Consider the following 23,174-nt stretch of genomic DNA (forward strand, 5'->3'; position numbering starts at 1 on the left):
GGGATAATGAATTTAACGACAATTTGTTTTAAAAGCATAATAATATCGATAAATGTCAATAATCGCACGGATAAATCAACTATTTTCATCGCCGAAACCAACTGGTTCACTCGGTATCTGTTTGCAGCAGCAAGCGCTAGCTTTTTGTTCCCTTGAAAAAAATCAACCTGCTGGATTTCATCAGGCTAAAGTGAATGAACAACACTATGCCTCTGCTTTTTCTCAGGCAAAAAATAAAATCAACTTAACTGGTCAGTGTAATATTGTCTTGTCAGCAAAACAGAATCAATTAGTGCAAGTGGATAAACCCAAAGTCCCTGTTGAAGAAATTAATGCTGCCATCAAATGGCAAATAAAAGATCTGGTGTCAATTGCTCCAGAAGATATGATTGTTGATTACTATGATGGACCTGTGATGGGAGGCGGCCTTGAGAAAATTAATGTTGTTTGCGCCGCTAAAAGTGAGTTGCAACCTTTGGTTGAAAGCATCCATCAAGATAACTGTCAAATACAAACTATCACTGTTGAAGAGTTTGCTTTTGCGAGTTTATGCCCAAATGAAGATGACGCTCGATTGATGGTGTGTCAGCAACCTAATGAAGAGATAGTACTTATTATTGTTAAAAATAATGAGTTATATTTTCAACGTCGATTACGCGGCATGGCGACTATTGCGAGTAAAACTGAAGATGAACTTAATATGGGGGTTATTGACTCATTGAGTTTAGAAATTCAACGCTCAACCGATTACTTTGAAAGGCAATTAAAACAAGCGCCGATCAGAAGTATTGAAGTATTAGTACCTATGGCTCAAGAAGCGTTTTTAGCAAGAAAGCTTGCGGAAAATACCAATGTCCCCGTGAATTTGTTTTCTATGCCACAAGGCTATGAAAAGCAACGGGAATATGCAGCTTGTATCGGTGCGGCCATGTTAAATAACATGGAGGACAGCGTGTAATGAAAAAGTTATCCATTAATTTATTACAAGCTGAGCTTATTCCTGTACAACCACTTTGGACATTGAAACGAGTGGCATTTATTTGGTTAGGCACTTTCGTCATCATGTTCGCTTGGTTATTTTATAGCAACGTTCAATTATCTCAGCAAACCAATGAACTAAATAAACTCACCGAAGTTAAGCAACAAAATGAATTATTACAAGCTGAATTAGAACAGCAAGTGAGTCAAAATAAAGCTGACCCGCTTTTGCAAGAAAAATTAGCAACGTTAAAGTTATTATTAGTGAATAAAAAAGCACTTCATAAACAATTAACGGATACTAGCAGTACTTATGCGGCTGGTTATTCAAAAGCTATGACAGAATTATCAGAGCTTCATCATCAGGATGTTAGCTTACAAAAAGTACGTATGAATAAAGGTAGTATGACGTTTTCTGGGATAGCAAGAAAGCCTGAAGCCGTGCCAAGTTGGTTAGCGGCTTTTGATAATGCGACGTTTCTTTCTGGGCAGTCGTTTAAACACTTTAGCTTAAGTGAAAATGAAGACGCGGTGACTCACTTTACGGTTAGCTCTGAACGTTTAACTGAACAGTCAGGAGGCCAATAATGAAAGAAAAATGGCAAGATTATTCAGCTAAATTTTTAAACATATCGTCCAGAGAGCAATATTTAGTCTTGCTGACGGGTTTAATTGCGATCATCTTTATTATGTTTAGCCTCTTTATTGATGGAAACTTAGTAAAAATTAATTCACAAGCGAAGCAAATTAAACAAGTCGAGACCAATAATAGAACCGCTCAAACCACCATTGATATCTTGCAACAATCTTTAGCGACAGATCCTAATGTTGCGATTCAAAATCAGATTAACCAATATGAGCAAAAGTTATCGTCAGTAGACAGTGAGTTATTATTATTAACTTCTGACTTAATTAATCCTATCCAAATGCGCTTTGCTCTGATTGAGTTATTAAAAACTCAACCATCGGTTGCTTTATTATCTTTCGAAGTGATGGCAGCACAACCGGTAGCATCGGAAAAACCTTCTCAAAATAACGATGAACATGAGGGGAATGAAAGTACTGGGGATGAGCATTCACTTACTTTATATAAGCATGGCATTAAACTTAAATTAAAAGGCAGTTATTTTAAATTGAGGGATTACTTAAACCAGTTAGAAAATATGCAATGGACGTTTTTTTGGCAAGAGTTTAATTATCAGCTGATTGAATACCCTAATAGCGAACTGTCAATTGAAATGTATAGTTTAAGTACGCAGAAGGAGTTTATTGGTGTATAAATGCATTGTACTGTTTTTAATCCTTACTTCTGTTAATGTTAACGCTGAGTCAGTTGATCCAACTAAGCCATTTAATTTTAATCATGGCGCAGTTGCCAGCGTAGCGAATAAAAATGCTTTAGTGTTACAAACGATTGTCGAAAATGACGGACAAAAAAGTGTTGTCATTAATGGTCAACTTTTATCCTTAGGTGATCAAATTCGCCAATATACTTTATCTGAGATAACTAAGCATAGTGTGTTGTTATCTTCACCAGAGAAAAATATAGAGCTCTCAATGTTTTCATCTGTAGTGGCAAAATCAAAATGAAAAGAAAAATAATTATGCATACGCCTCAAAAAAGTTTTTATATCACGTCAATTTTCGTTTTTTTACTCGGTTGCCAATCGGTTCCACCGCAGCCGACACATGTAAAAAAAGAACTAGACAATGCCATTGCTGAGTCAACTAAACGTAAAGCACCTAAACCATTATCCACCGTACCTTCTGCGGTACAGCAAGAATTAATGAAACAAAGTATGACGCAAGCACGTCAAGGGTTACTGGCTGAAAAACGTTTAGAAATTGCCGCTAGTCAGGTGGATGCTCAAGCGTTTTTTGCTGCCCTCGTACAAGACTCTAATTATAGTGTCGCCGTTCATCCTGACGTTACAGGCACTATTACGTTAAATTTAAAAGATGTCACTCTAGACGAAGCCCTCGACGTGATTGCTAGCTTGTACGGTTATGACGTGAAAAAACAAGGTAACGTTATCAAAATATACCCCGCAGGTATTAGAACTGAAACGATCCCGTTAAATTATTTATTTGTAAAACGTTTTGGCACGTCAAGCACCAGTATTAATTCTGGTGGTGTTTCAGAAAATGACCCTAACAATGGCGGAAGTAACGGAAATAACAACCAAAATAATAACAACAACCGTTCAAATAACAGCAGTAACGGGAATAACCAAAACGGTCAAAATAACCAAAATGGTAATAGCGGTATCAATATTTATACCGAAAACGAATCTGATTTTTGGACTGAATTAAAAGAAACCTTAACGTCTTTAGTGGGCGATCAAGATGGACGTTCGGTGATTGTTTCTCCACAAGCCGGTTTGATAACAGTTCGAGCATTGCCAAGTGAAATCGCGGCAGTAAAGCAGTTTATAAATGACACACAAAATCATTTACGTCGACAAGTGATTATTGAAGCTAAGATCATGGAAGTTACTCTTAATGATGATTATCAGCAAGGGGTGAAGTGGGACCAAGTATTAGGTCATGCTAATAGTACAGATTTAACCTTTTCAACCACTGGAAATATTGCCAATAACGTAATCTCTTCTGCCATTGGTGGCACTACGGCGTTGAGCTTTATAAATTCTGATTTCTCCGGTGTTATTGAGTTATTACAAACTCAAGGGAATGTCCAAGTACTTTCAAGCCCAAGAATAACCGCTACTAACAATCAAAAAGCAGTCATTAAAGTGGGTGAAGATGAGTATTTTGTTACCGAAGTTTCTAATACAACGACGACAGGTACAGCAACCACTACCACTCCAGAAGTGCAATTAACACCATTCTTTTCAGGCATAGCGTTGGACGTAACGCCACAGATAGATGAACACGGTGAGGTGATTTTACATATTCATCCGTCGGTAACCTTAACGGATGAACAGTCAAAAACTATTCGGTTAGGAAGTGAAGACTTCACTTTACCCTTAGCGCAAAGTAGTGTGCGTGAATCAGATACTATTATTCGTGCAAATTCAGGTGAAATAGTGGTGATTGGTGGCTTAATTGAAACAAGAAAGGTTGATTTAGAATCTAAAACGCCATTACTGGGTGATATCCCTGTCGTAGGTGAACTTTTCAAAAGTAAAAACCAAACGATGCAGAAAAAAGAATTGATCATTATGTTAAAACCTATTGTGATAGGTCAAAACACTTGGAAAGATCAATTAAAAGATGCACGAGCTTTATTAAAAGAGTGGTTTCCTGAAGAAGAACAAATAGAAGAATAAAGATAAACACCCGAGTTTTTGACAATAAACCTGTATTAATCGGCTAAGTTAGTTATGTATCTATATCATTTTGGGTTAAAAGAATTACCTTTTACTTTAACGCCAAATACTAACTTTTATTTAGGGCTTGAACCGCATAATGAAGCATTAGCCGTATTAACGACGGCTTTAAAGACAGGCGAAGGCTTTATTAAAGTTGTGGGTGAAGTAGGCACAGGTAAAACGCTGTTGTGCCGTAAACTACTTAATGAGATTCCAGAGCATTTTGTTACGGCTTATATTCCAAATCCTTATTTAAAACCGGATGAGCTGAGGCGAGCCGTTGCTGTAGAGCTTGGCGTTAAGCAAGCGCAGCGAATGTCAGTGCAATTATTAACACAACGTATTCAACAACGATTACTTGAGTTACATAATCAAGGACATTCTGTGGTGTTAATTTTAGATGAATCTCAAGCGTTACCCGCTGAGAGTTTAGAAGCGTTACGTCTATTTACCAATTTAGAAACAGAAACCCGTAAGCTGTTACAAGTAGTGTTATTTGCACAGCCGGAGTTAGATCATCGCTTGAATGAAGAAGCATTTCGACAATTAAAACAACGAATTACTTTTTCATACAACTTAAGAACGATGGATAGTGAAGAAGTTGAAAGCTATATTCACCACCGCATGCAGGTTGCTGGTTATAAAGGTGCCACTTTGTTTACTCGGCAGTTATGTAAAAAAATTGCAAAAGTTACCAAAGGTACACCAAGATTAGTGAATATTGTGTGCCATAAAATGTTGATGTTAAGTTATGGACAAGGTCAATATAAAATGAACAATAAACACCTTAAAATGGCTTGTCATGATACCGAAGCAATAGTAATGCATGACTATAAATTCATTATCATATTCAGTCTTTGTGTCATTATCAGTGTGGTTTTATTTATGGCCTATTATTGGGGAGCACTGACATGAGTGTGATTAATCAAATGCTAAAAGATTTGGATGATCGCCAAAGCGATCTTCAACATTCTCAATCAGCTCAAATACCGCAGAAAAAACAGCGCACATCGTGGAAGTTAATTATCTTTTTCGTCATTATAGTGATTGTACTCAATATTGCTGGTGTGTTTATTTGGCAGTTATACAGTGAAAATCAATCATTGAAGAGTGCTTATGAGCCTTTAAATGCTAATAAGCAACGAGATATAGAGTACAAAAAATCTCAAACGTTAACGAATCGTTTAGAGCAAAAAACGCCAATAAGCAAGTCTGAAATAAGCACGGTTAAAAAAGAAGAAATTGTACTCTCTGACCTTGAAAATACATCACTTTCAAAAAATGTTGAAAGCCATCCTGAGGTAACAGTTGGAAATGAACCGTTAATAAACCAAAAAATTGACGCAGCGATTGAAAAAGATCCACAACCAATAAATCAAAAAGCTATTCAAACCACGAATAATAATAACGTTCTTGTAAATAAAGTAGCGGAAGATGCCGTGAACGATAAAGCAACGAGTAAACCTACTTTATCAATTTCGCGCAAACAATTAACGCCGGTAGAATTGACGCAACAAAAAATTGATCAAGCAGAGCAAGCATTGGCTGAAAATAAATTATCAAGAGCTGAGCAATTATTTGAAGATGTAATCTTGATGATACCAGAGCATAAAATTGCCCGGAAAAAGTTAGCGGCTTTATGGTTTGGTAGACAAGCATACCAATCAGCAATTAATTTACTATCTCAAGGTATTCAGCTATACCCTGAAGATAGAGAGTTTCGTTTAATGAAAGCTCGCATCTACTTTAATCAAGGTCAAACAACCGCTGGGGTGAATACTTTGAAAGCTTTACCTAAAGTAGAAAATGTAGAATATCAAGCGTTATTGGCCAGTCATGCCCAACAAATATCACAGTTTGATATAGCTGCAAGGGCTTATCAGTTATTAACAACACTTGAGCCCAATGCCGGTAGATGGTGGCTAGGTTTAGCCGTTGCTCATGATAGCAATAGTGAATTTGAACAGGCGACACGCGCTTATCAACAGGCGACTACTAAGAATGATCTTTCTGAAAATGCAAAGCAATTTGCTCGTCAGCGTGTTCAAGAGCTAGGAGAATAATTAAAATGGCGGCACCTAAATTAAAAATGCGGTTGGGTGATTTATTGGTACATGAACATATCATTACCAATGAACAGTTAATGCAAGCGTTAAATAGTCAAAAATCAACAGGTAGAAAACTTGGTGATACCTTGATTGAATTAGGGCATATTGCCGAACGCCAATTACTCGAGTTTTTAGCCCAGCAATTAGACGTCCCATTTTTAGATATTAGTCAACGAAGAATTGATCCCGCAGTAGCAAAACTTCTACCTGAAGTACATGCCCGTCGCTTGCGAGCTGTTATTATAGAAGATCAAGGAGATTCCGTCCTGTTAGGGATGAGTGATCCGGCTGATTTAAGTGGCTTAGATCAATTAGAACAAATGTTAGCCCCTAAAGCATTAAAGCTTGCGGTTGTGATGGAGTCGCAATTGTATGACGCTTTTGATGGTTTATATCGTCGAACGGCTGATATTGAATCGTTTGCCAGTCAGTTAGAAGAAGAATACGAACAAACTACCGACTTTGATTTAAGTACCTCTTTTGTTGATGAAGGGGGCGATGCAACGGTTGGGAAATTACTGCAATCGGTATTTGAAGACGCCGTGCAAATGCGCGCATCAGATATTCATATTGAACCCGACGAGCATTTATTACGTATTCGTCAACGTATTGATGGGGTATTACAGGAAAACGTTTTAAAAGAAAATAAAATTGCTTCAGCCATGGTATTGCGTTTAAAACTAATGGCAGGTTTAGATATTTCTGAAAAACGTCTTCCTCAAGATGGCCGTTTTAATTTGCAAATCAAAGGTCATTCAATTGACGTGCGTATGTCAACCATGCCTGTTCAACATGGTGAGTCAGTGGTAATGCGTTTACTCGATCAGTCTGCAGGTTTGTTGTCTTTAGATGAAACCGGTATGCCAGAAGATTTAGTCAAGCGGGTAAGAAATCAAATTTCTCGTCCACATGGTATGATTCTCGTAACTGGGCCAACTGGTAGTGGTAAAACAACGACACTGTATGGTGCGTTAAGTGAGTTAAACCAATCCAGTAAGAAAATTATTACCGTTGAAGACCCGGTTGAGTATCGATTACCTCGGGTAAATCAGGTGCAAGTTAATAGCAAAATAAACCTAACATTTTCAGGGGTACTGAGAACCGCGTTGCGTCAAGATCCTGATATTTTGATGGTAGGTGAGATGCGTGATCATGAAACCGTAGAAATAGGCCTACGTGGTGCATTAACCGGTCACTTGGTATTATCAACTTTGCATACCAATGATGCTATCACGAGTGCGTTACGGTTAATGGACATGGGAGCAGCTGGCTTTTTAGTGGGTAGTTCGTTACGGGCGGTAATAGCACAACGACTTGTGCGGAAAGTTTGCGATAAATGTCAGGAAGATTACCAGCCTAGCAGTCAAGAAAAATTGTGGCTAAACCACCTCGCTGGTGACGCAGCCAATAGTGCAAGCTTTAAACAAGGCAAAGGTTGTCAAACTTGCCAATACACGGGTTACAAAGGACGTATAGGTGTTTTTGAGTTATTAGAAATGAATGAGCCGATGATGGCGGCTTTAAAACGTGAAGATGCCGAAAGCTTTACCGAGCTCTCCAAAGCAAATCCAACCTTTACTCCGTTAGCGGTGGCGGCCTTTAATTATGCCAACCAAGGTATTACAACGGTTGAAGAAGTCCTTCGTTTAGTCGAAATAGTTGATGTGAAAGAGTAGTTGAATGGCAGCATTTAGTTATATTGGTCGTAATTCCCAAGGAGCCCAAGTCAAAGGCTCTATTGATGCGCCGAACGCAAATGCCGCCGCCGAGCAATTGTCACGGCAGCAAATTATTCCGATATCTATCGAACAAGCAAAAAAATTGACCGACAATTCCGGGGATCTCGGGCAGATAGATATAGGTGATTTATTAGGGTTTTCAGCGATATCACTAGATGACTTAATTGTTTTTTGTCGGCAAATGTATGCGTTAGTGCGTTCGGGCGTCCCTATTTTGCGTGCGATAAATGGTATGGCAGAATCGAGTAATTCCCCCAAACTTAAAGTGGCGTTAGCTGAGATAGCAACTCAACTTGAAGGTGGTTATGAACTTTCTTCCGCGTTACATCAACACCCAAAATTGTTTTCCCCACTTTTTGTATCATTAGTGCATGTCGGTGAAAATACTGGCCAACTTGATGAAGCGTTTAGTAAATTAGCCAGTTACTTTGAGCGCGAACAAGATACCCGTAAACGAATAAAAACAGCCTTACGTTATCCGTCTTTTGTTTTAGGGGCGATAGCCATCGCGATTGTTATTTTGAATATTTTTGTTATACCGACATTTGCGAATATGTTTTCAAAATTAGGGGCTGACTTACCATGGGCGACGAAAGCTCTCATCTCAAGTTCTAATTTTTTCTTAGATTATTGGCCACACTTACTGGTGGTATGTATAGGTGTTTTCTTTGGTTTAAGGGCGTATTTAAAAACAGAAAAAGGCTTATACCAATGGGACAGAATAAAAACAAGATTACCCATTGTAGGCTCTATCATTGAACGTTCAATACTTTCTCGCTTCTCACATAGTTTTGCTATCGTATTAAAAGCAGGGGTTCCGATGACATCCGGATTAACGCTTGTTTCTGATGCAGTTGATAATACCTATATGAGTGAAAAAATTATTGCCATGCGTACCGGAATAGAAAGTGGTGATAGTTTATTACGCTCAGCCGTTGGCAGTAAATTATTCACGCCGTTAGTGTTGCAAATGATCGCAGTAGGTGAAGAAACCGGACGAGTGGATGAACTACTTGAAGAAGTCGGTGATTACTACGAACGTGAAGTTGATTATGAATTGGGCACCTTAACGGCAAAAATTGAACCTATCTTGATCGCGATTGTAGCGTCAATGGTCTTAATTTTAGCTTTAGGTATATTTACACCTATGTGGGACATGATGTCGGCATTTAAGGGTAAATAATGACCAAATATGCCGGGGTAAATAATCGTGAAAAAACGCTCGGTGAAAATGTACTTATTATCGCGTTAATTGCGGTATTAATGGCGAGTTTTTTATATTACTTTTTTAAACAAGAACGCCAATTAACAGAGGTAGGGTTTGATGCGGTAGCGCGTAATTTTTCTGCCAGTGTTTTAGCGATTAGAGCGCAATGGTTTATGGATGGTCAGCCGGATGAAATTGATTTAAAGGAAACCGGCAAACCGGGTGTCACCTTAAAGGTGAACCAACAAGGTTGGCTTGATTTTGACGATGATAATGAAAAGTGTCAAAAAATTTGGGTAGCGTTAATGGCAACAGACTTGTTTTTTATGAACCAACCCATTGCTGTACTTGAAATTCAAACTCACAGCACTGAGAGTAAAGCGATAAACAATAAATTTGTCACTATTTGCCGGTATAGTTTACCTACTGGAGAAAGCTTTGATTATAATCTGGCAAATGGAAAAGTAAGTGTTAACAATCGTAGTTAAGCATTGGCTTTGATGACGTGTTATTTTGATTAATCTCAATTGTGAATGAAATAATGCAAACTTATTAACGAATTAAGTGACTTAGCTAGTGAAACGTTGTTAGAATCAATTTATATAAGATTGTTAGAAAAGAATATTAGAGGTTGATATGAAAAAACAGTCAGGTTTTACCCTTATAGAATTAGTGATTGTTGTGGTTATTCTAGGCTTTTTGGCGGTCACGGCAATTCCTAAGTTTCTTGATCTTACCGACCAAGCTAAGCAAGCTAATATTGAAGGCATGGCTGGAGGGTTTGCAACTGCGGTTTCGTTAACGCGTGCTCAATGGGAAGCGGAAGGTCGTCCTCAAGACACTAACACAAACTTTGTTAATTATGATGGCTCAGCGTTGTATTTAACAACACCAGCAACCAATACCAATGCTTTTCGACCAGGTTACCCTATGGGATTAACTACTACTGGCGCGAATAATGGTAATATGAACACAACTCGATGTATTGAAGTATGGAATAATATTCTGGCTCAACCTCCGTCAATTTCTGACACGGCGGCTGATCTGAACAACGGTGCGAATATTGACTATTTCGTTGTGCAATCAGTAGGTACGGGGAGTAACGGTAATAACACGTGTATCTTTTACTTAAAAGAGTCTTTACCAAAGTCGGGTGGCTCATTTGTTACGCCTACAACAACTGCTCAGGGTAATAATTTTACTTACGACCCAGCTTCAAGCACAGTAGCAATTACTATTAATAATTAATCAACAAATTCTATTCAAGAGTAAGGTAGTTAAATGAAAAATTTATCGAATATAAAGACAAAAAACCAAGGCTTCACGCTAATAGAATTAGTGGTAGTTATTGTGATTCTAGGTATTTTAGCGGCAACTGCAGCACCTAAGTTTATTGATTTAACTGGTGATGCGAAAGCATCAGTTATGGAAGGTGCGTTAGGGAGTATTGAAAGTGCTGTCAGTATGGTACATGCCAAATCATTAGTACAAGGGAAAGCAACAGGCAACAACACGGTTATAATCAATAGTCTTTATTATGCTGTAGCAAATGGCTACCCTCGTGCGGCGAATTTAGGAACTGGTGCTGGTGATACCGCAGCTAATGCAATTGGGATTTTAGGGTTGATTGATATAGACTCTTCAGCTTCTGGTGATTTTGTCGTTACCGATGCTACACCTGCTCTTATTCAACATCGAAGTGCAACTACCGCGGCAAACTGCCAAATCTCTTACCCAGACTCTACAGGTTCTGGTGTTAGACCTGATATTACTATTACTACGTCAGGCTGTTAATTCTTGCCATTATGGTAAAATTTGATATCTTCAAAGGAGAGCATTGCTCTCCTTTTTTAATGTATTTTAAAGTGATTTGTAGATGAAAAGTAAAGGTTTTACGCTAATCGAGTTAATAGTTGTCATTGTCATTCTAGGCATTCTTGCCGCAACGGCCGCGCCGAAATTTATTAATTTAGAAGCCGATGCACACACCGCCACATTACAGGCTGTGAAAGCGTCTATGGAAGGTGCATCTGCTCTGGTTTACGGTAAAGCGATAGTTAAAGGCATTCATAACGAGCCAAGTTCTTTCCCGGCATTACCTTCAATAACTATTGCTGGCGGGGTTACTGTTTATACTCATTATGGTTATCCATTAGGCACAGATACAGAGTGGAAAAAATTAATAGATTACGACACTGATGCCTTTAGTATGCAAAAGTCAACCGACTCAACCAGAGTGTATGTTTATCGAACAGGTGATCCCGTACCTACTTCAACGAGTGATGCCTGCATAGTTCATTACACTCGTTCTACAGGTGCCAATACTAAACCTATCATTGGCGTTAACAAGTGTAACTAAATCAAGGTACTTGTATGAGACCTAAAATCGTTCCCAGTAAGCAGATAAAATCATCTGGTTTTACCTTGATTGAATTACTTGTGACTATCATTATTTTAGGTATTTTATCGGCAACGATAGTACCAAGAATGTTTTCCACTAATGGTTTTGAAGCATACGCATATCGTACCGAAGTTATATCAACATTGCGTAATATTCAGCTTAGAGCAATGCAGCAAACCGTTGATACGGCCATTTGCCGACAAATAAAAATATCGAATGATAATAAAATAATTGGTTTACTTAAAACCGATACCGATAAGGCAAATAACTGTGATACAAACTTATGGCAAGATGCGCAAGCTGGTGAAACTACAAGTGTTGAAGTAGATGCTGATCATACGGTGACTTTTACTTATAGCGATACTGGAGTATTTTCTTTTGATCAAATGGGCCGTCCTGTTGACTGTGCTGCGCCTTGTGAAATTTATATTGAAGGTGAAGAAACGTTAACCATTACCATTGAACCAGAAGGATACATTCATGCGTCCTAATTTGGCTCGTTTTAACATGTGCAGTTATCGTAATTCCTTGGTTTCAGGTTTTACTTTAATAGAAACGGTTATTGGTATTGTGGTTTTATCGATAGCCTTTTCAGTATTAATCACGTTAATTTATCCGATGACAGAACAAAGTGCTGATCAACTTCATCAAATTAAAGCGGCTGAACTCGGCCAGTCGATGCTCAACGAGATCCAACAAAAAGCCTTTGATGAGAACTCAGATAAGACGGGTGGACTCATTCGATGTGGTGAAACTTCAGCCCCTGCTTGTAGCACTATTATGGGATCGGAAGGTGAAACCAGAGGGACCTATGATGACGTTGATGATTATAATGAGATCAACCATGGAAATGATATTGAAAACTCATTGAATGATCATTCTCTTGATGCCTTATATATCGGTTATAGCGTCGATGTGACTGTATGTAACGATGGTGATTATAATGGCCAATGTGATGCAACAACCAATATTGCTAAATTGATCACCGTAACAGTTAAAACACCAACAGGTTTTGATATTGTTTTTTCCACGTATCGAGCAAATTTCTGATGAGTCGACCAATCGCTAAAAAGCAATCAGGCTTTACACTTGTAGAATTAGTTACCGTTATTGTTATTCTCGGTATACTTGCCGTTGGAATGAGTAATTTTTTACAGTTTGGTAGTCGAATTTTTACCGAAACGAGTGCTCGTGACCAATTGGTGTCATCGGCACGATTTGCTATTGAGCGTCTAAATCGTGAAGTTCGCCATGCAGTACCTAATAGCGCTAAAGTTGATAATGCTAGCGGCAATTGTTTGTCATTTTTTCCAACCATTGCTAGTACTATATATAACGACATACCTGTATCACCAGAGGCAAACAGCAATACAATCACTATAATACCATTTGATGATAGTGATATTGCTTTGGCTAACCATGTGATCGTTTATCCTTTGATGGCGTCAGATTTTACCCCTTCCGCTAATACTAAATTCCATGCGTTTAACTTACCTATTGATAAGACTCTGACGCCGTGGGAGTTAAGTTTCTCTTCACCGGTTACTTTTGCCACTGACTCTCCAACCCAAAGAATATTTTTCTATGGAAATGAAGTCAGTTATTGTGTGGTTGGTACGCAACTTATTCGAACCTCCGATGGCAATAGTTCATTAATGGCAGATGATATTCTAAATTACTATAATGCTAATAATGTCGCAGCATTTAAGCTAACGGAAGCCAGCCAAACAAGAAACGCCACTATTCAAATACGATTACTCTTTGGTGTGAACGGCGAAGAGAGCGGTGAACAAGTCACGTTTAATAACGAAATACAGGTGCCGAATGTTCCTTGATGTATCTAATACTAAAGATTCTCTCAATAAGTCGTTCAACAAGCGAAGCAAGGTTATTAAATTGCACAAGCAAAGTGGTAGCTCACTGGTGATCGCAATCTTTGTTATCGTGATAATTTCAATGTTAGGTGCAGCATTAGTGAAAATGATACGCTCAAGTTCAGACAGTATTGTTTATGAAGTGTTAGGCACACGCGCTTATAATGCGGCACAAATTGGCCTACAGTGGCAATTACAGCAATTATTTCCACTTGATAATACTAACCAATTAACTTGCGCGGCCGTGTCAAACAACCCTCCTGACATAAGTAGTCATGCTGGTTTAGAACATTGCCAGGTTAATGCGCCTATCAGCTGTAATGATGAAGGAGAGATATTAGGTACACGGTATTATACTATAACGAGCACTGGGCAATGCGAAGTTGCCGGTGTTATAACTTCAAGAACATTAGAGGTGCAAGCACGTTCTTTGTAACTGTTATTTAACAAAAAAGTGTAAAAACATTTTACACTTTGTTTATTATGGAAAAAAGTTGTTTTTATAAGTAATTGAATTTCATGCTGTTTTTGATGTTGGCTCACTAGTTGCATTACTATGAGCAATTGTAAAGTTGTCTAATCATTAATACGAGGTTTTTTAATGTTTAAGTTTGCTATTAGCGTTTTATTTGCACTTTCATTGTTTGTTTCAAACGCGTCAAATGCGTCTATTCTTTTTGTTGATTATTCAGGTGACTATACTGAAGATAAGCTAACGTCTGATTTACTCGATATTAATTTTATTAATATTGGTGATTGGGACTACGTATGGGCATCGCCTGTTAACACTGAATTTTGGGATAGTGATGGTGATCACCTTTATGATAATCGCTTACTAACGGCAGACTTCCAGTTAAACTGGCAAGAAGCACAAGATTGGCAATTACAATTGTTACGTGATTTAGGGGTTGAAGCCTTTTTTAATGAAGAGACTGGCGAATATATTGAAGCAGTCAAATATTGGAATACAGGTTTCACTGGATTATCTTCAAGTATTGCCACTCCTGATGCGGTGACAACTTCTGATTTTGCTTCTGGATTTATTAGTAGTGCATTCAATGGAATTGGTTTTGATTTCGCTGATACGTTTTATGTTCGCGAAGCTTCTAAGCGCCCAGATGCAATTTCAACTCAAGTACCAGAGCCGGCGACTTTATTAATTTTTTCATTTGCGTTAATTGCTTTGTCGTTAAGAGCCCGATTCATAAAATAATAAATTTTATAGCTAGTTTCATGAAATTTAGCCTTGCAGGATGCAAGGCTTTTTCTTTTTTAGTCACCATAAAAATAGAAATATCTACATAAATACAAGTCGTTACTTGTGAAAATATAGGGTTAAGAGTAACTTTAGCGTATAGTTATAAATATGTTTGACGCTTGGGCCGCTTTAAATGCTTGCACGTTATTTTACTTTTTGTTTTCTTATTATCTTCTTTCATGCATCTGTTGATGCTTCTGAATGTTTGTCTGTTTTCCCTGATTACTATAACCAAGCCAATACTTCTAGCGAGCAATTAAGTAATTTTCCGACTAATAATTCTGGAGCATATCTAACCGATGGCACCACGCTTACTCGTGGCGATAATTATTATTTAGGTTCTACAGTTGGGAATAATGGCCAAATTTATGTTGGTCCAATTTCAGGGGGAGAAACGTCTGCACGCTTGTTTTTTCGTGGCTCTGTTTCTTGGCAAAACGTACGGATAAATGAAAGTGGCAACCCGCAAGATTTAATTATTGTTGTTGATGGTAGCTTATCAATTAGTGGCAGTAATACGCTAATTAACGCCATCATCTACGTAAAAGGGTCATTAACGGTCAATAATGGTACTTTTAATGGTGCGTTAGCTTCGGTGGGGTCTGCTAGTGGCTCGGCTAATTTTAATTATGATGAAAGTTATATCAAAAATGCCGATTTTAATGGAATGTGTGAAGGGGCGGTACAGGCGAGTACAGAATATCGTTTTGATGAAACAAGTTACGACGGTTCAACGAATGAAGTCATCGATAGCATAAGTGGTATGCATGGCCGTGCTCTTTCAACTCAACCATCACAAGGAAAAGTGTGTAATGCCGCTGATTTATCTGCAACGGGCACTTCAGATTATTTGATCCTCGATGAAAATATTTTACATGGTAAAACAGACTTTACCGTTTCATTATGGGCGCAAACCGCAAAAACTTCTAATCAGAGCATATTGTCGGGTGCAGGATCAGGTAGTAGTAATGAGTTAATTTTTTGGTTTATTAACAGCGCAAATTTCCGACCTTATTTAAAAGGTAGTTATAATGGCTCCATACCTACAACGTCTATTGCGGATTATGATTGGCATCATTTAGTGTGGACTCGCTCAGGAAACCAAAACTGCTTATATCGCGATAACGTCATGCAAGGTTGTAATACGCTGACTACTTCTGCACTGAACATTCAAAGCTTAATTTTAGGGCAAGAACAAGACAGCATTGGCGGAGGTTTTTCTTCTTCTCAAGGATGGGAAGGAAAAATTGATGAATTATTGGTTTTTGATAGTGCGATTAGCGCTAGTGAGATAAGCCAAATTTATACAAATCAAAATGCAGGTTTAGGTTATGACGGCACTGCACGAACTTGTCCTCCAGTTCCTGAGCCCACCCCTATTGCTGAATACCGATTTGATGAAACGAGTTACTATGAATACCCTAATGAAGTACTTGACAGTATAGGTGAATTTCATGGCGTAACCTCAAATATACAACCTGATGATGGTTTCCTATGTAATGCTGCCGATTTATCATCAACAGGTATTTCTGATTATATTACATTAGATAATTCTGTCTTAAACGGTCAAAATAATTTTTCAATTTCTGTTTGGGCAAAAACACAAAAAACAGGGCCACAAAGTATAATGTCGGGAGCAAGTCCAGGAAGTGTTAATGACTTAATTATGTGGTTTACTTCACATACCAAGTTTTCGCCATTTCTAAAAGATTCTAGTAATGGCAGTGTCTCAATAAGTTCAATCGCTGATAATAATTGGCATCATTTAGTGTGGACTCGTTCTGGCTCACAAAACTGTTTATATATTGATAAAGCTTTGCAAGGCTGTAGAGCTCTTTCTTCTTCAGCGCTTAATATTGATAGTTTAGTTCTTGGGCAAGAACAAGACAGCGTTGGTGGAAATTTCGATTCAAATCAATCATGGAACGGTTTTTTAGACGAGTTAGTCATCTTTGATGGTGTAATTAATCAAGCTCAAATAACCGAGATTTACGATAATTACCAAGGTGGCTTTGGGTACGATGGCGCAAATAGAACATGTCCGGTTACTTCATTATTAGCACATTACCAAATGGAAGAGTCTACATGGTCTGGGAATGCCAATGAAGTTATTGACCAAACAGGAAACGTTAATGCGACCGCTATTAATGGGCCTGTTACTGCTAACGATAGTCCTGCAATATCAGGTAACCCAGGAACTTGTGCTTACGGTACTTTTGATGGAATTGATGACTATATTGAATTAGACAACAGTTTTGATAATTTGCAAGAAAGTTTTACGATTACGGCGTGGATTAACCCAAGTAATGTGAACTCTGGCTCTAGGATTTTTATTGACGATGAAAACAACAGTAATGGTTTCGGATTTAGTTTAGGTGATCCTGGTAATGGTAAATTAAGGTTTTATTCTCGAGGGGTAAATCCTGTTAGTGTTGACACAGTTAGTTCTATTTCGCCAAATACTTGGACCTTTGTCACAGCAGTACACGATAGTATTGCGAAAACACGACAAATTTATATTAATGGTGTTGCGCAAACGATCACCGGTGGCAGTACTCGTAATACCTATACAGGGAATTGGGGCGTTGATATCGGCCCTGCAACAATCGGTGGTGAAACAGACTCAGGAGAGACTAATAATCGCTTTACCGGAAACATGGATGAAGTGAGAGTTTATCAAGGTGCATTATCACCAGGAGAAATAGCTGATATTTATGCCGAAACGCATCCTTGCCCGTTGCCATCGGTTAATCATTATCAAATCATTCATGATGGCAACGGCCTAACGTGTGAACCTGAAACGATTACAGTAAAAGCCTGTACTAATATATATGACGGTACCTGTGTCTTAAGTAGTGATACGGTAACGCTAGATGTGGTCGCTACCGGTAGTTCAGTGATCACTAATAACCTGACATTTACCGGTTCAACCACCACTAATATTGCGTATACCACGCCAGAAACCGTAGTGCTTTCACTGGCGAATCCAACTATAGCCCCTGAAAGTGCAACCGTGTGTAACGATAACAGTGCCGGCAGCTGTAATTTAGTGTTTGCTGATGCGGAGTTTGTTTTCTTAAATGGTGGCAATGCAGCTAATGTGATTGATAACCAGATTTCAGGGAATACATTTAATACGTTAGAAATTAAAGCAGTAAAAACCAATACAACAACTGGAGAATGTGAAGGGATATTTACTGGCAATGTTGATGTTGATTTTTCTCAGGAGAACATCACGCCTGACAATACTAATCCGGGGAATAATTTTGAAATTAATGGGCTTCCTATAGTTAAAGGTTCGAGTCCCTCAACGAGTGTCACTTTAAACTTTGGTAGTGATAGCATCGCAACTATCCCTTCACCTCGATATTTAGATGCGGGTCAAATCCAATTACACGCCAGTTATAGTGATTCAAATATTAATTTAGAGGGAAGTTCACTATCGTTTTGGGTCAGGCCGAGCTATTTTCAAATTGATGCGACTTCATGTAAGGATGAAGTCGGCGGTTGTACTGCTAACTCAACGACAACTCACAAAGCAGGTGATAACTTCGCTTTCACCGTGACTGCTTATAACAGCCAAGATGGTATAACTCAGAATTATCGTCAGAGTGATGGCCAGCTACAATTAAAAGTAACGCGGGTGTTACCGAATGTTGCTGGAAGTGTTGAAGGCGTATTTAGTTATGCAAATGGTCAATCTCGTTCTACTGCAAGTGGAGGATTTTCCAATGCAACCTTGGAAGATTTTTATAGTAACTCGTATGGCATTTCAACGTTTGCTAATGCGCAATATAACGAGGTAGGCGTGATTAATGTCGATGTGCAAGATTTTAATTATGGGGGAGAAAACTTAGTTGTTGAAGCGCAAGATATTGATATTGGACGCTTCACTCCTCATCACTTTAGGCAAACGATAGAAGTAGGTCACGCTGGTAGCTTAATTGCTAATCATGACACAAGTTGTAACAGCGAGGATTGGGTATATAGCGGACAAACAACCGCGGGTATTGGAAGTATTCGTTATGATTTATTACGACCTACTTTGACGGTTACCGCCTATAATGCCGCGAATCTTCCGACAGAAAATTATCGAGGTGCTTTTGTTAAATTAGCCAATGATGATGTTACATTCGGTGTTGTTAGTTCAACTCATGCCAATACATTGCCTTTGACGGGTGTGGTTTCTATGGATGGCAGTATAACCGATTCTATTGACAATACTGCAATTGCTAAAGGCTCAGTAGAGTATGAATTATCTGACCAACACCATTTTACATACACCCGAAATGCAGCGAGTAAAGTAGCACCTTTTGACGCATCTTTTGAGATTCCAATAACTTCGATTATTGATAACGACAATATCAGCTTAAAACCTTCTGATGGTTCGACAGATTATTTTGTGAATCCTAGTTTTAGTCTTGCTCAGTCAAATACGGTTAATGTTCGTTTTGGTCGTTGGAACATTGAGAATGCCTATGGTCCAGAAACAGAAAACTTACCGGTAGCGATGACCGCACAACAATGGAATGGGACCGCTTTTGAAACCAACAGCGATGAAAGCTGCCTTATTCCACAATACGCAGGTAAAGTAACATCAGGTAGTTTCTACGATCCATTGGTTGATTGGCAATATCGATTATTAGACACAACAGATGGTGAACCAATTACTCCAAGTGATACTGCTGTCACTATACCGGCTCCGCTTTCGCCATTTGTTCAAGGGGAGTATCAACAATTTATCTTCACGATTCCTGATAATGGTGTAACTAATCCACGTGGCTCTCTAGCATTTGAATATGCAGTGCCTACATGGTTAAAGTACGATTGGCAAAATCAAGATGGCACCTTTGATGATAACCCTACTGGTACAATTACGTTTGGTTTATTCCGCGGCAATGATCGCATTATTTCTTGGCGAGAAGTGGGAAATTAAACTGAATTTATCCTTTTTTAGCTATTTGCTGAAAAAAAAGTAAAAAAACTACTGTTTTTTGCAAAATCATGCATCACATCGACTGAAGTCTGGGGTATGATGAGCAGCAATTATAAAAATAACTTCATTACGCTAGTGCAGATTGACACTAGTGAGATAGCAAGGACATAGAGATCATATGTTTAAAAAATTACGTGGCATGTTTTCTAACGATTTATCAATTGATTTAGGAACAGCAAATACCCTTATTTATGTTAAAGATCAGGGCATAGTTTTAAATGAGCCTTCAGTAGTCGCCATTCGTCAAGACAGATCCGGTGGCTCAAAAAGTGTTGCCGCAGTCGGTGCAGCAGCAAAACAAATGTTAGGCCGTACACCGGGAAATATTGAAGCAATTCGTCCGATGAAAGATGGGGTTATTGCTAACTTTTTCGTCACTGAAAAAATGTTGCAGTATTTTATTAAACAAGTGCATAGCAATAACTTTTTACGCCCAAGTCCACGTGTCTTGGTATGTGTGCCTTGTGGTTCTACGCAAGTTGAACGTCGAGCGATTCGTGAATCAGCCTTAGGAGCGGGGGCTCGTGAAGTTTATTTGATTGACGAACCTATGGCAGCGGCGATTGGTGCTGGCATGCCTGTTTCAGAAGCAACAGGTTCAATGGTTGTTGATATTGGTGGTGGTACAACAGAAGTGGGGATTATCTCACTTAACGGTGTGGTCTATTCTTCTTCAGTACGTATTGGTGGTGATAAGTTCGATGATGCGATTATCAATTATGTCCGTCGTAACTTTGGTAGTTTAATTGGTGAAGCGACCGCTGAACGTATCAAGCATGAAATAGGCTCGGCTTACCCAGGTGAAGAATTAATCGAAATTGAAGTGCGTGGTCGTAACCTAGCAGAAGGTGTGCCGCGTAGCTTTACATTGAACAGTAATGAAATACTAGAAGCCTTGCAAGAGCCTTTAACCGGTATTGTTAGTGCAATTATGGTGGCGTTAGAGCAATCACCGCCAGAATTAGCCTCAGACATTTCAGAGCGTGGCATGGTGTTAACTGGTGGTGGCGCATTATTGAAAGATTTAGATCGATTATTGATGGAAGAAACCGGTATTCCTGTGGTGGTTGCAGATGATCCGCTTACATGTGTAGCACGAGGTGGCGGTAAAGCATTAGAGATGATCGATATGCATGGTGGCGATCTTTTCTCTTACGAATAAATGCACTGATTTCTTCTTTGCTATTGGCTTTCATTTCTACTTCAAAAGTACTCATTGACTAACGTCAACTCCGTGCTTTTTCCTTGAATTGAAAGCCATTATCGTCGAATAAAATAGCGCAAATTATGTATAATTTTGTTTATTTGGAAAATCTATTGGCTTGTAGCATTAATTTATGAATCCAATTTTTAAACATGGTCCATCCCCACAGCACCGACTCGTTCTGGTGCTGTTTTGTTCTGCTTTGTTGATTTTTTTTGATCATAAAGTCAATAGTTTCGAATCGGTTCGTGGTTATCTTCAATCTATGGTGAGTCCTTTGCAATACCTTGCCACTACACCAAAGCAATTAATTGATTGGAGCGTGGAAAATATTGTTACCCGCCGTCAACTCATTGCTGAAAATCAAGAATTTAAAACCAACGAATTGCGCTATCAAGAGCAATTAATGCAACTGAATATGCTTAAAAAAGAAAATGATCGTTTGCGTTCATTGCTCGCATCACCAGTTAGGGCTGATGCAAAAAAGATGGTGGCAGAAATTTTATCTGTGGATAGTGATCCATATTCTCATCAAGTTGTGATAAATCGTGGCGCTAACCAAGGCGTTTTTGAAGGTCAAGCTGTGATAGATGACCAAGGGATTGTTGGCCAAGTATTGCACGTAGGCACTATTTCGAGTCGTGTTTTATTGATTACCGATGTTACGCATGCCGTGCCGGTTCGTATTAGTCGAAACGGTATTCGACTAGTGGCCAGCGGGACAGGAACCATAGATTTATTAACCCATAATTTTGTGCCTCATAGTACCGATGTTAAAGTGGGCGATTTATTAGTAACCTCTGGATTAGGCGGTAAATATCCTGAGGGATATCCAGTAGCGCGCGTTTCAGCCGTCAGACAAGATGAAACTCGCCCGTTTGCGCAAGTGCAAAGTGAGCCGGTCGCGCAGATAAACCGATTGCGTTATTTATTGTTATTATGGCCTGAAAAACCGACGAATATTTTCTCCTCCAAAGATGATTTAGCAGCAATAAGTGAGGGTGACGATGTTGGCACATAATGGCATTATCATTATTTTCACCTTATTAGTTGCCTTGATGGCGAGCATTATGCCTATGCCGTTAAGTGTGGATGCCTTTCGACCTGACTGGGTGCTGGTTGTTTTGCTTTATTGGTGTTTAGCTTTACCAACTCGAGTCAACGTTATTACTGCTTGGGTAATGGGGTTTTTATTAGATGTATTATTAGGCTCAGTACTTGGGCTTCATGCAGCTGCTATGGCTTTGTCTGTGTATATTGTTGCGGGTAATTTTCAAAAAATTCGAAACTTTTCAGTTTGGCAACAAGCCTTAATTGTAGGAGTGATCTCTGCTCTGTATCATTTATTGGTTTTTTGGTTTCAACGTTTTTTAACCGATGTCGTTTTTCTTCCTAGTTATTTATATCCGGTCTTTACCTCTATTGTTTTATGGCCATGGGTATTTTTATTGTTGCGTAAAGTTCGTCGTCATTTTCAAATTAAGTAATATGAAAAAACTCATTTTAGCATCTCAATCTCCCCGTCGTCGTGAGTTATTAGCGCAATTAGGCTACCAGTTTACTTGCTGTCCTGCTGATATTGATGAAACGGTACAATTACATGAATCTCCAAGAGAATATGTAGAACGTCTAGCGTTGGAAAAGTCTGCGTGTATCGCAAAAGAACAGGCGGAGACTACGTTGGTTTTAGGATCTGATACTTGCGTTGTTTATCAAAATTGTATTTTGGGAAAACCTGAAAACCTAGCGCAAGCGACTGATCATTTAACTAGGTTGTCAGGAAATACCCATCAAGTGTTAACGGCAATTGCTGTTGTTCAGGGACAGTTCAGTAAAGCTGTGGTAGTTTGTACTGATGTTACGTTTAAAACGTTAACCACACAAGAAATCATCAACTATTGGCACACAGGTGAGCCGCAAGATAAAGCAGGATCTTATGGTATTCAGGGTATCGCCGGACAATTTGTGAAACACATTAGTGGCAGTTATTCTGCCGTTGTAGGTCTACCCTTATATGAAACAGCTCAATTATTAGCTGAATTTTCTTGTCCAACGCCTGTCCATAGTAGTTAACGTA

General features: G+C 38.8%; 23 protein-coding genes. All 23 read left to right on the top strand.

Going from position 1 to position 23,174, the window contains the following annotated elements; genetic code table 11:
* The first annotated feature begins 52 nt into the window (after positions 1–52).
* Complete coding sequence (locus ABXH06_RS04025; RefSeq protein WP_353517377.1) at positions 53–958, top strand: hypothetical protein; 906 nt, start codon at positions 53–55, stop codon at positions 956–958.
* Positions 958–1,566, top strand: a complete 609-nt coding sequence (locus ABXH06_RS04030) for a PilN domain-containing protein (protein ID WP_353517378.1) — start codon at positions 958–960, stop codon at positions 1,564–1,566. The genes ABXH06_RS04025 and ABXH06_RS04030 overlap by 1 nt, the downstream gene beginning before the upstream one ends.
* Complete coding sequence (locus ABXH06_RS04035; protein ID WP_353517379.1) at positions 1,566–2,258, top strand: hypothetical protein; 693 nt, start codon at positions 1,566–1,568, stop codon at positions 2,256–2,258. Before ABXH06_RS04030 ends, ABXH06_RS04035 begins: the two co-directional genes overlap by 1 nt.
* Positions 2,251–2,568 (top strand): hypothetical protein, encoded by a 318-nt coding sequence (locus tag ABXH06_RS04040; protein ID WP_311579211.1) that lies wholly within the window; start codon positions 2,251–2,253, stop codon positions 2,566–2,568. The genes ABXH06_RS04035 and ABXH06_RS04040 overlap by 8 nt, the downstream gene beginning before the upstream one ends.
* Before the next feature lie 14 nt (positions 2,569–2,582).
* Positions 2,583–4,268 carry a pilus (MSHA type) biogenesis protein MshL gene (gene mshL / locus ABXH06_RS04045; RefSeq protein ID WP_311579214.1) on the top strand — a complete coding sequence of 562 codons (1,686 nt, stop codon included), beginning with the start codon at positions 2,583–2,585 and terminating at the stop codon, positions 4,266–4,268.
* Between the two features lie 54 nt (positions 4,269–4,322).
* Entirely contained in the window at positions 4,323–5,225 is a 903-nt protein-coding gene (locus tag ABXH06_RS04050) for an ExeA family protein (RefSeq protein WP_311579217.1), read from the top strand.
* The gene (locus ABXH06_RS04055; RefSeq protein WP_353517380.1) at positions 5,222–6,373 is read left to right on the top strand and encodes a tetratricopeptide repeat protein; all 1,152 of its coding nucleotides are present in this window, start codon (positions 5,222–5,224) and stop codon (positions 6,371–6,373) included. The genes ABXH06_RS04050 and ABXH06_RS04055 overlap by 4 nt, the downstream gene beginning before the upstream one ends.
* A gap of 5 nt (positions 6,374–6,378) precedes the next feature.
* A complete protein-coding gene (locus tag ABXH06_RS04060; protein ID WP_353517381.1) occupies positions 6,379–8,094 on the top strand; it encodes a GspE/PulE family protein in 1,716 nt (571 codons plus the stop codon).
* Positions 8,095–8,098: 4 nt separating this feature from the next.
* Positions 8,099–9,340, top strand: a complete 1,242-nt coding sequence (locus ABXH06_RS04065) for a type II secretion system F family protein (protein ID WP_311579226.1) — start codon at positions 8,099–8,101, stop codon at positions 9,338–9,340.
* On the top strand, positions 9,340–9,852 hold the full coding sequence (locus tag ABXH06_RS04070; RefSeq protein ID WP_311579229.1) for a hypothetical protein: 513 nt from the start codon (positions 9,340–9,342) through the stop codon (positions 9,850–9,852). Before ABXH06_RS04065 ends, ABXH06_RS04070 begins: the two co-directional genes overlap by 1 nt.
* Positions 9,853–10,000: 148 nt before the next feature.
* Positions 10,001–10,612, top strand: a complete 612-nt coding sequence (locus ABXH06_RS04075) for a type II secretion system protein (RefSeq protein ID WP_311579232.1) — start codon at positions 10,001–10,003, stop codon at positions 10,610–10,612.
* A 33-nt stretch (positions 10,613–10,645) separates the two neighbouring features.
* Positions 10,646–11,158, top strand: a complete 513-nt coding sequence (locus ABXH06_RS04080) for a type II secretion system protein (RefSeq protein WP_311579235.1) — start codon at positions 10,646–10,648, stop codon at positions 11,156–11,158.
* 82 nt (positions 11,159–11,240) lie between these two features.
* The gene (locus tag ABXH06_RS04085; RefSeq protein WP_311579238.1) at positions 11,241–11,723 is read left to right on the top strand and encodes a type II secretion system protein; all 483 of its coding nucleotides are present in this window, start codon (positions 11,241–11,243) and stop codon (positions 11,721–11,723) included.
* Positions 11,724–11,737: 14 nt separating this feature from the next.
* Positions 11,738–12,256, top strand: a complete 519-nt coding sequence (locus ABXH06_RS04090; protein ID WP_311579241.1) for a prepilin-type N-terminal cleavage/methylation domain-containing protein — start codon at positions 11,738–11,740, stop codon at positions 12,254–12,256.
* On the top strand, positions 12,246–12,815 hold the full coding sequence (locus ABXH06_RS04095; protein ID WP_311579245.1) for a type IV pilus modification PilV family protein: 570 nt from the start codon (positions 12,246–12,248) through the stop codon (positions 12,813–12,815). The genes ABXH06_RS04090 and ABXH06_RS04095 overlap by 11 nt, the downstream gene beginning before the upstream one ends.
* Entirely contained in the window at positions 12,815–13,600 is a 786-nt protein-coding gene (locus ABXH06_RS04100; RefSeq protein ID WP_311579247.1) for a PilW family protein, read from the top strand. The genes ABXH06_RS04095 and ABXH06_RS04100 overlap by 1 nt, the downstream gene beginning before the upstream one ends.
* A gap of 61 nt (positions 13,601–13,661) precedes the next feature.
* Positions 13,662–14,075 carry a hypothetical protein gene (locus ABXH06_RS04105; protein WP_311579250.1) on the top strand — a complete coding sequence of 138 codons (414 nt, stop codon included), beginning with the start codon at positions 13,662–13,664 and terminating at the stop codon, positions 14,073–14,075.
* Between the two features lie 165 nt (positions 14,076–14,240).
* Positions 14,241–14,852, top strand: coding sequence for a PEP-CTERM sorting domain-containing protein (locus tag ABXH06_RS04110; protein ID WP_311579253.1), 612 nt, complete (start codon positions 14,241–14,243; stop codon positions 14,850–14,852).
* Between the two features lie 178 nt (positions 14,853–15,030).
* The gene (locus tag ABXH06_RS04115) at positions 15,031–19,833 is read left to right on the top strand and encodes a LamG-like jellyroll fold domain-containing protein (protein ID WP_311579256.1); all 4,803 of its coding nucleotides are present in this window, start codon (positions 15,031–15,033) and stop codon (positions 19,831–19,833) included.
* Positions 19,834–20,011: 178 nt separating this feature from the next.
* Positions 20,012–21,055: a rod shape-determining protein gene (locus ABXH06_RS04120; protein WP_311579259.1), complete on the top strand. Its 1,044-nt coding sequence runs from the start codon at positions 20,012–20,014 to the stop codon at positions 21,053–21,055.
* 175 nt (positions 21,056–21,230) lie between these two features.
* A complete protein-coding gene (gene mreC, locus ABXH06_RS04125; protein WP_311579262.1) occupies positions 21,231–22,118 on the top strand; it encodes a rod shape-determining protein MreC in 888 nt (295 codons plus the stop codon).
* On the top strand, positions 22,105–22,584 hold the full coding sequence (mreD, locus tag ABXH06_RS04130) for a rod shape-determining protein MreD (RefSeq protein WP_311579265.1): 480 nt from the start codon (positions 22,105–22,107) through the stop codon (positions 22,582–22,584). Before mreC ends, mreD begins: the two co-directional genes overlap by 14 nt.
* 1 nt (position 22,585) lies before the next feature.
* Positions 22,586–23,170 (top strand): Maf family protein, encoded by a 585-nt coding sequence (locus ABXH06_RS04135; RefSeq protein WP_353517382.1) that lies wholly within the window; start codon positions 22,586–22,588, stop codon positions 23,168–23,170.
* The last annotated feature ends 4 nt before the right edge of the window (positions 23,171–23,174 follow it).

The sequence above is a fragment of the Thalassotalea sp. SU-HH00458 genome (assembly GCF_040362795.1).
Taxonomy (GTDB): domain Bacteria; phylum Pseudomonadota; class Gammaproteobacteria; order Enterobacterales; family Alteromonadaceae; genus Thalassotalea_H; species Thalassotalea_H castellviae.

Excerpts from the sequence above, each read along its gene's own strand:
- ABXH06_RS04025 (WP_353517377.1), top strand. The coding sequence starts at position 53 with ATGTCAATAATCGCACGGATAAATCAACTATTTTCATCGCCGAAACCA.
- ABXH06_RS04030 (WP_353517378.1), top strand. The coding sequence starts at position 958 with ATGAAAAAGTTATCCATTAATTTATTACAAGCTGAGCTTATTCCTGTA.
- ABXH06_RS04035 (WP_353517379.1), top strand. The coding sequence starts at position 1,566 with ATGAAAGAAAAATGGCAAGATTATTCAGCTAAATTTTTAAACATATCG.
- mshL (WP_311579214.1), top strand. The coding sequence starts at position 2,583 with ATGCATACGCCTCAAAAAAGTTTTTATATCACGTCAATTTTCGTTTTT.
- ABXH06_RS04050 (WP_311579217.1), top strand. The coding sequence starts at position 4,323 with ATGTATCTATATCATTTTGGGTTAAAAGAATTACCTTTTACTTTAACG.
- ABXH06_RS04055 (WP_353517380.1), top strand. The coding sequence starts at position 5,222 with ATGAGTGTGATTAATCAAATGCTAAAAGATTTGGATGATCGCCAAAGC.
- ABXH06_RS04060 (WP_353517381.1), top strand. The coding sequence starts at position 6,379 with ATGGCGGCACCTAAATTAAAAATGCGGTTGGGTGATTTATTGGTACAT.
- ABXH06_RS04065 (WP_311579226.1), top strand. The coding sequence starts at position 8,099 with ATGGCAGCATTTAGTTATATTGGTCGTAATTCCCAAGGAGCCCAAGTC.
- ABXH06_RS04070 (WP_311579229.1), top strand. The coding sequence starts at position 9,340 with ATGACCAAATATGCCGGGGTAAATAATCGTGAAAAAACGCTCGGTGAA.
- ABXH06_RS04075 (WP_311579232.1), top strand. The coding sequence starts at position 10,001 with ATGAAAAAACAGTCAGGTTTTACCCTTATAGAATTAGTGATTGTTGTG.
- ABXH06_RS04080 (WP_311579235.1), top strand. The coding sequence starts at position 10,646 with ATGAAAAATTTATCGAATATAAAGACAAAAAACCAAGGCTTCACGCTA.
- ABXH06_RS04085 (WP_311579238.1), top strand. The coding sequence starts at position 11,241 with ATGAAAAGTAAAGGTTTTACGCTAATCGAGTTAATAGTTGTCATTGTC.
- ABXH06_RS04090 (WP_311579241.1), top strand. The coding sequence starts at position 11,738 with ATGAGACCTAAAATCGTTCCCAGTAAGCAGATAAAATCATCTGGTTTT.
- ABXH06_RS04095 (WP_311579245.1), top strand. The coding sequence starts at position 12,246 with ATGCGTCCTAATTTGGCTCGTTTTAACATGTGCAGTTATCGTAATTCC.
- ABXH06_RS04100 (WP_311579247.1), top strand. The coding sequence starts at position 12,815 with ATGAGTCGACCAATCGCTAAAAAGCAATCAGGCTTTACACTTGTAGAA.
- ABXH06_RS04110 (WP_311579253.1), top strand. The coding sequence starts at position 14,241 with ATGTTTAAGTTTGCTATTAGCGTTTTATTTGCACTTTCATTGTTTGTT.
- ABXH06_RS04115 (WP_311579256.1), top strand. The coding sequence starts at position 15,031 with ATGCTTGCACGTTATTTTACTTTTTGTTTTCTTATTATCTTCTTTCAT.
- ABXH06_RS04120 (WP_311579259.1), top strand. The coding sequence starts at position 20,012 with ATGTTTAAAAAATTACGTGGCATGTTTTCTAACGATTTATCAATTGAT.
- mreC (WP_311579262.1), top strand. The coding sequence starts at position 21,231 with ATGAATCCAATTTTTAAACATGGTCCATCCCCACAGCACCGACTCGTT.
- mreD (WP_311579265.1), top strand. The coding sequence starts at position 22,105 with ATGTTGGCACATAATGGCATTATCATTATTTTCACCTTATTAGTTGCC.
- ABXH06_RS04135 (WP_353517382.1), top strand. The coding sequence starts at position 22,586 with ATGAAAAAACTCATTTTAGCATCTCAATCTCCCCGTCGTCGTGAGTTA.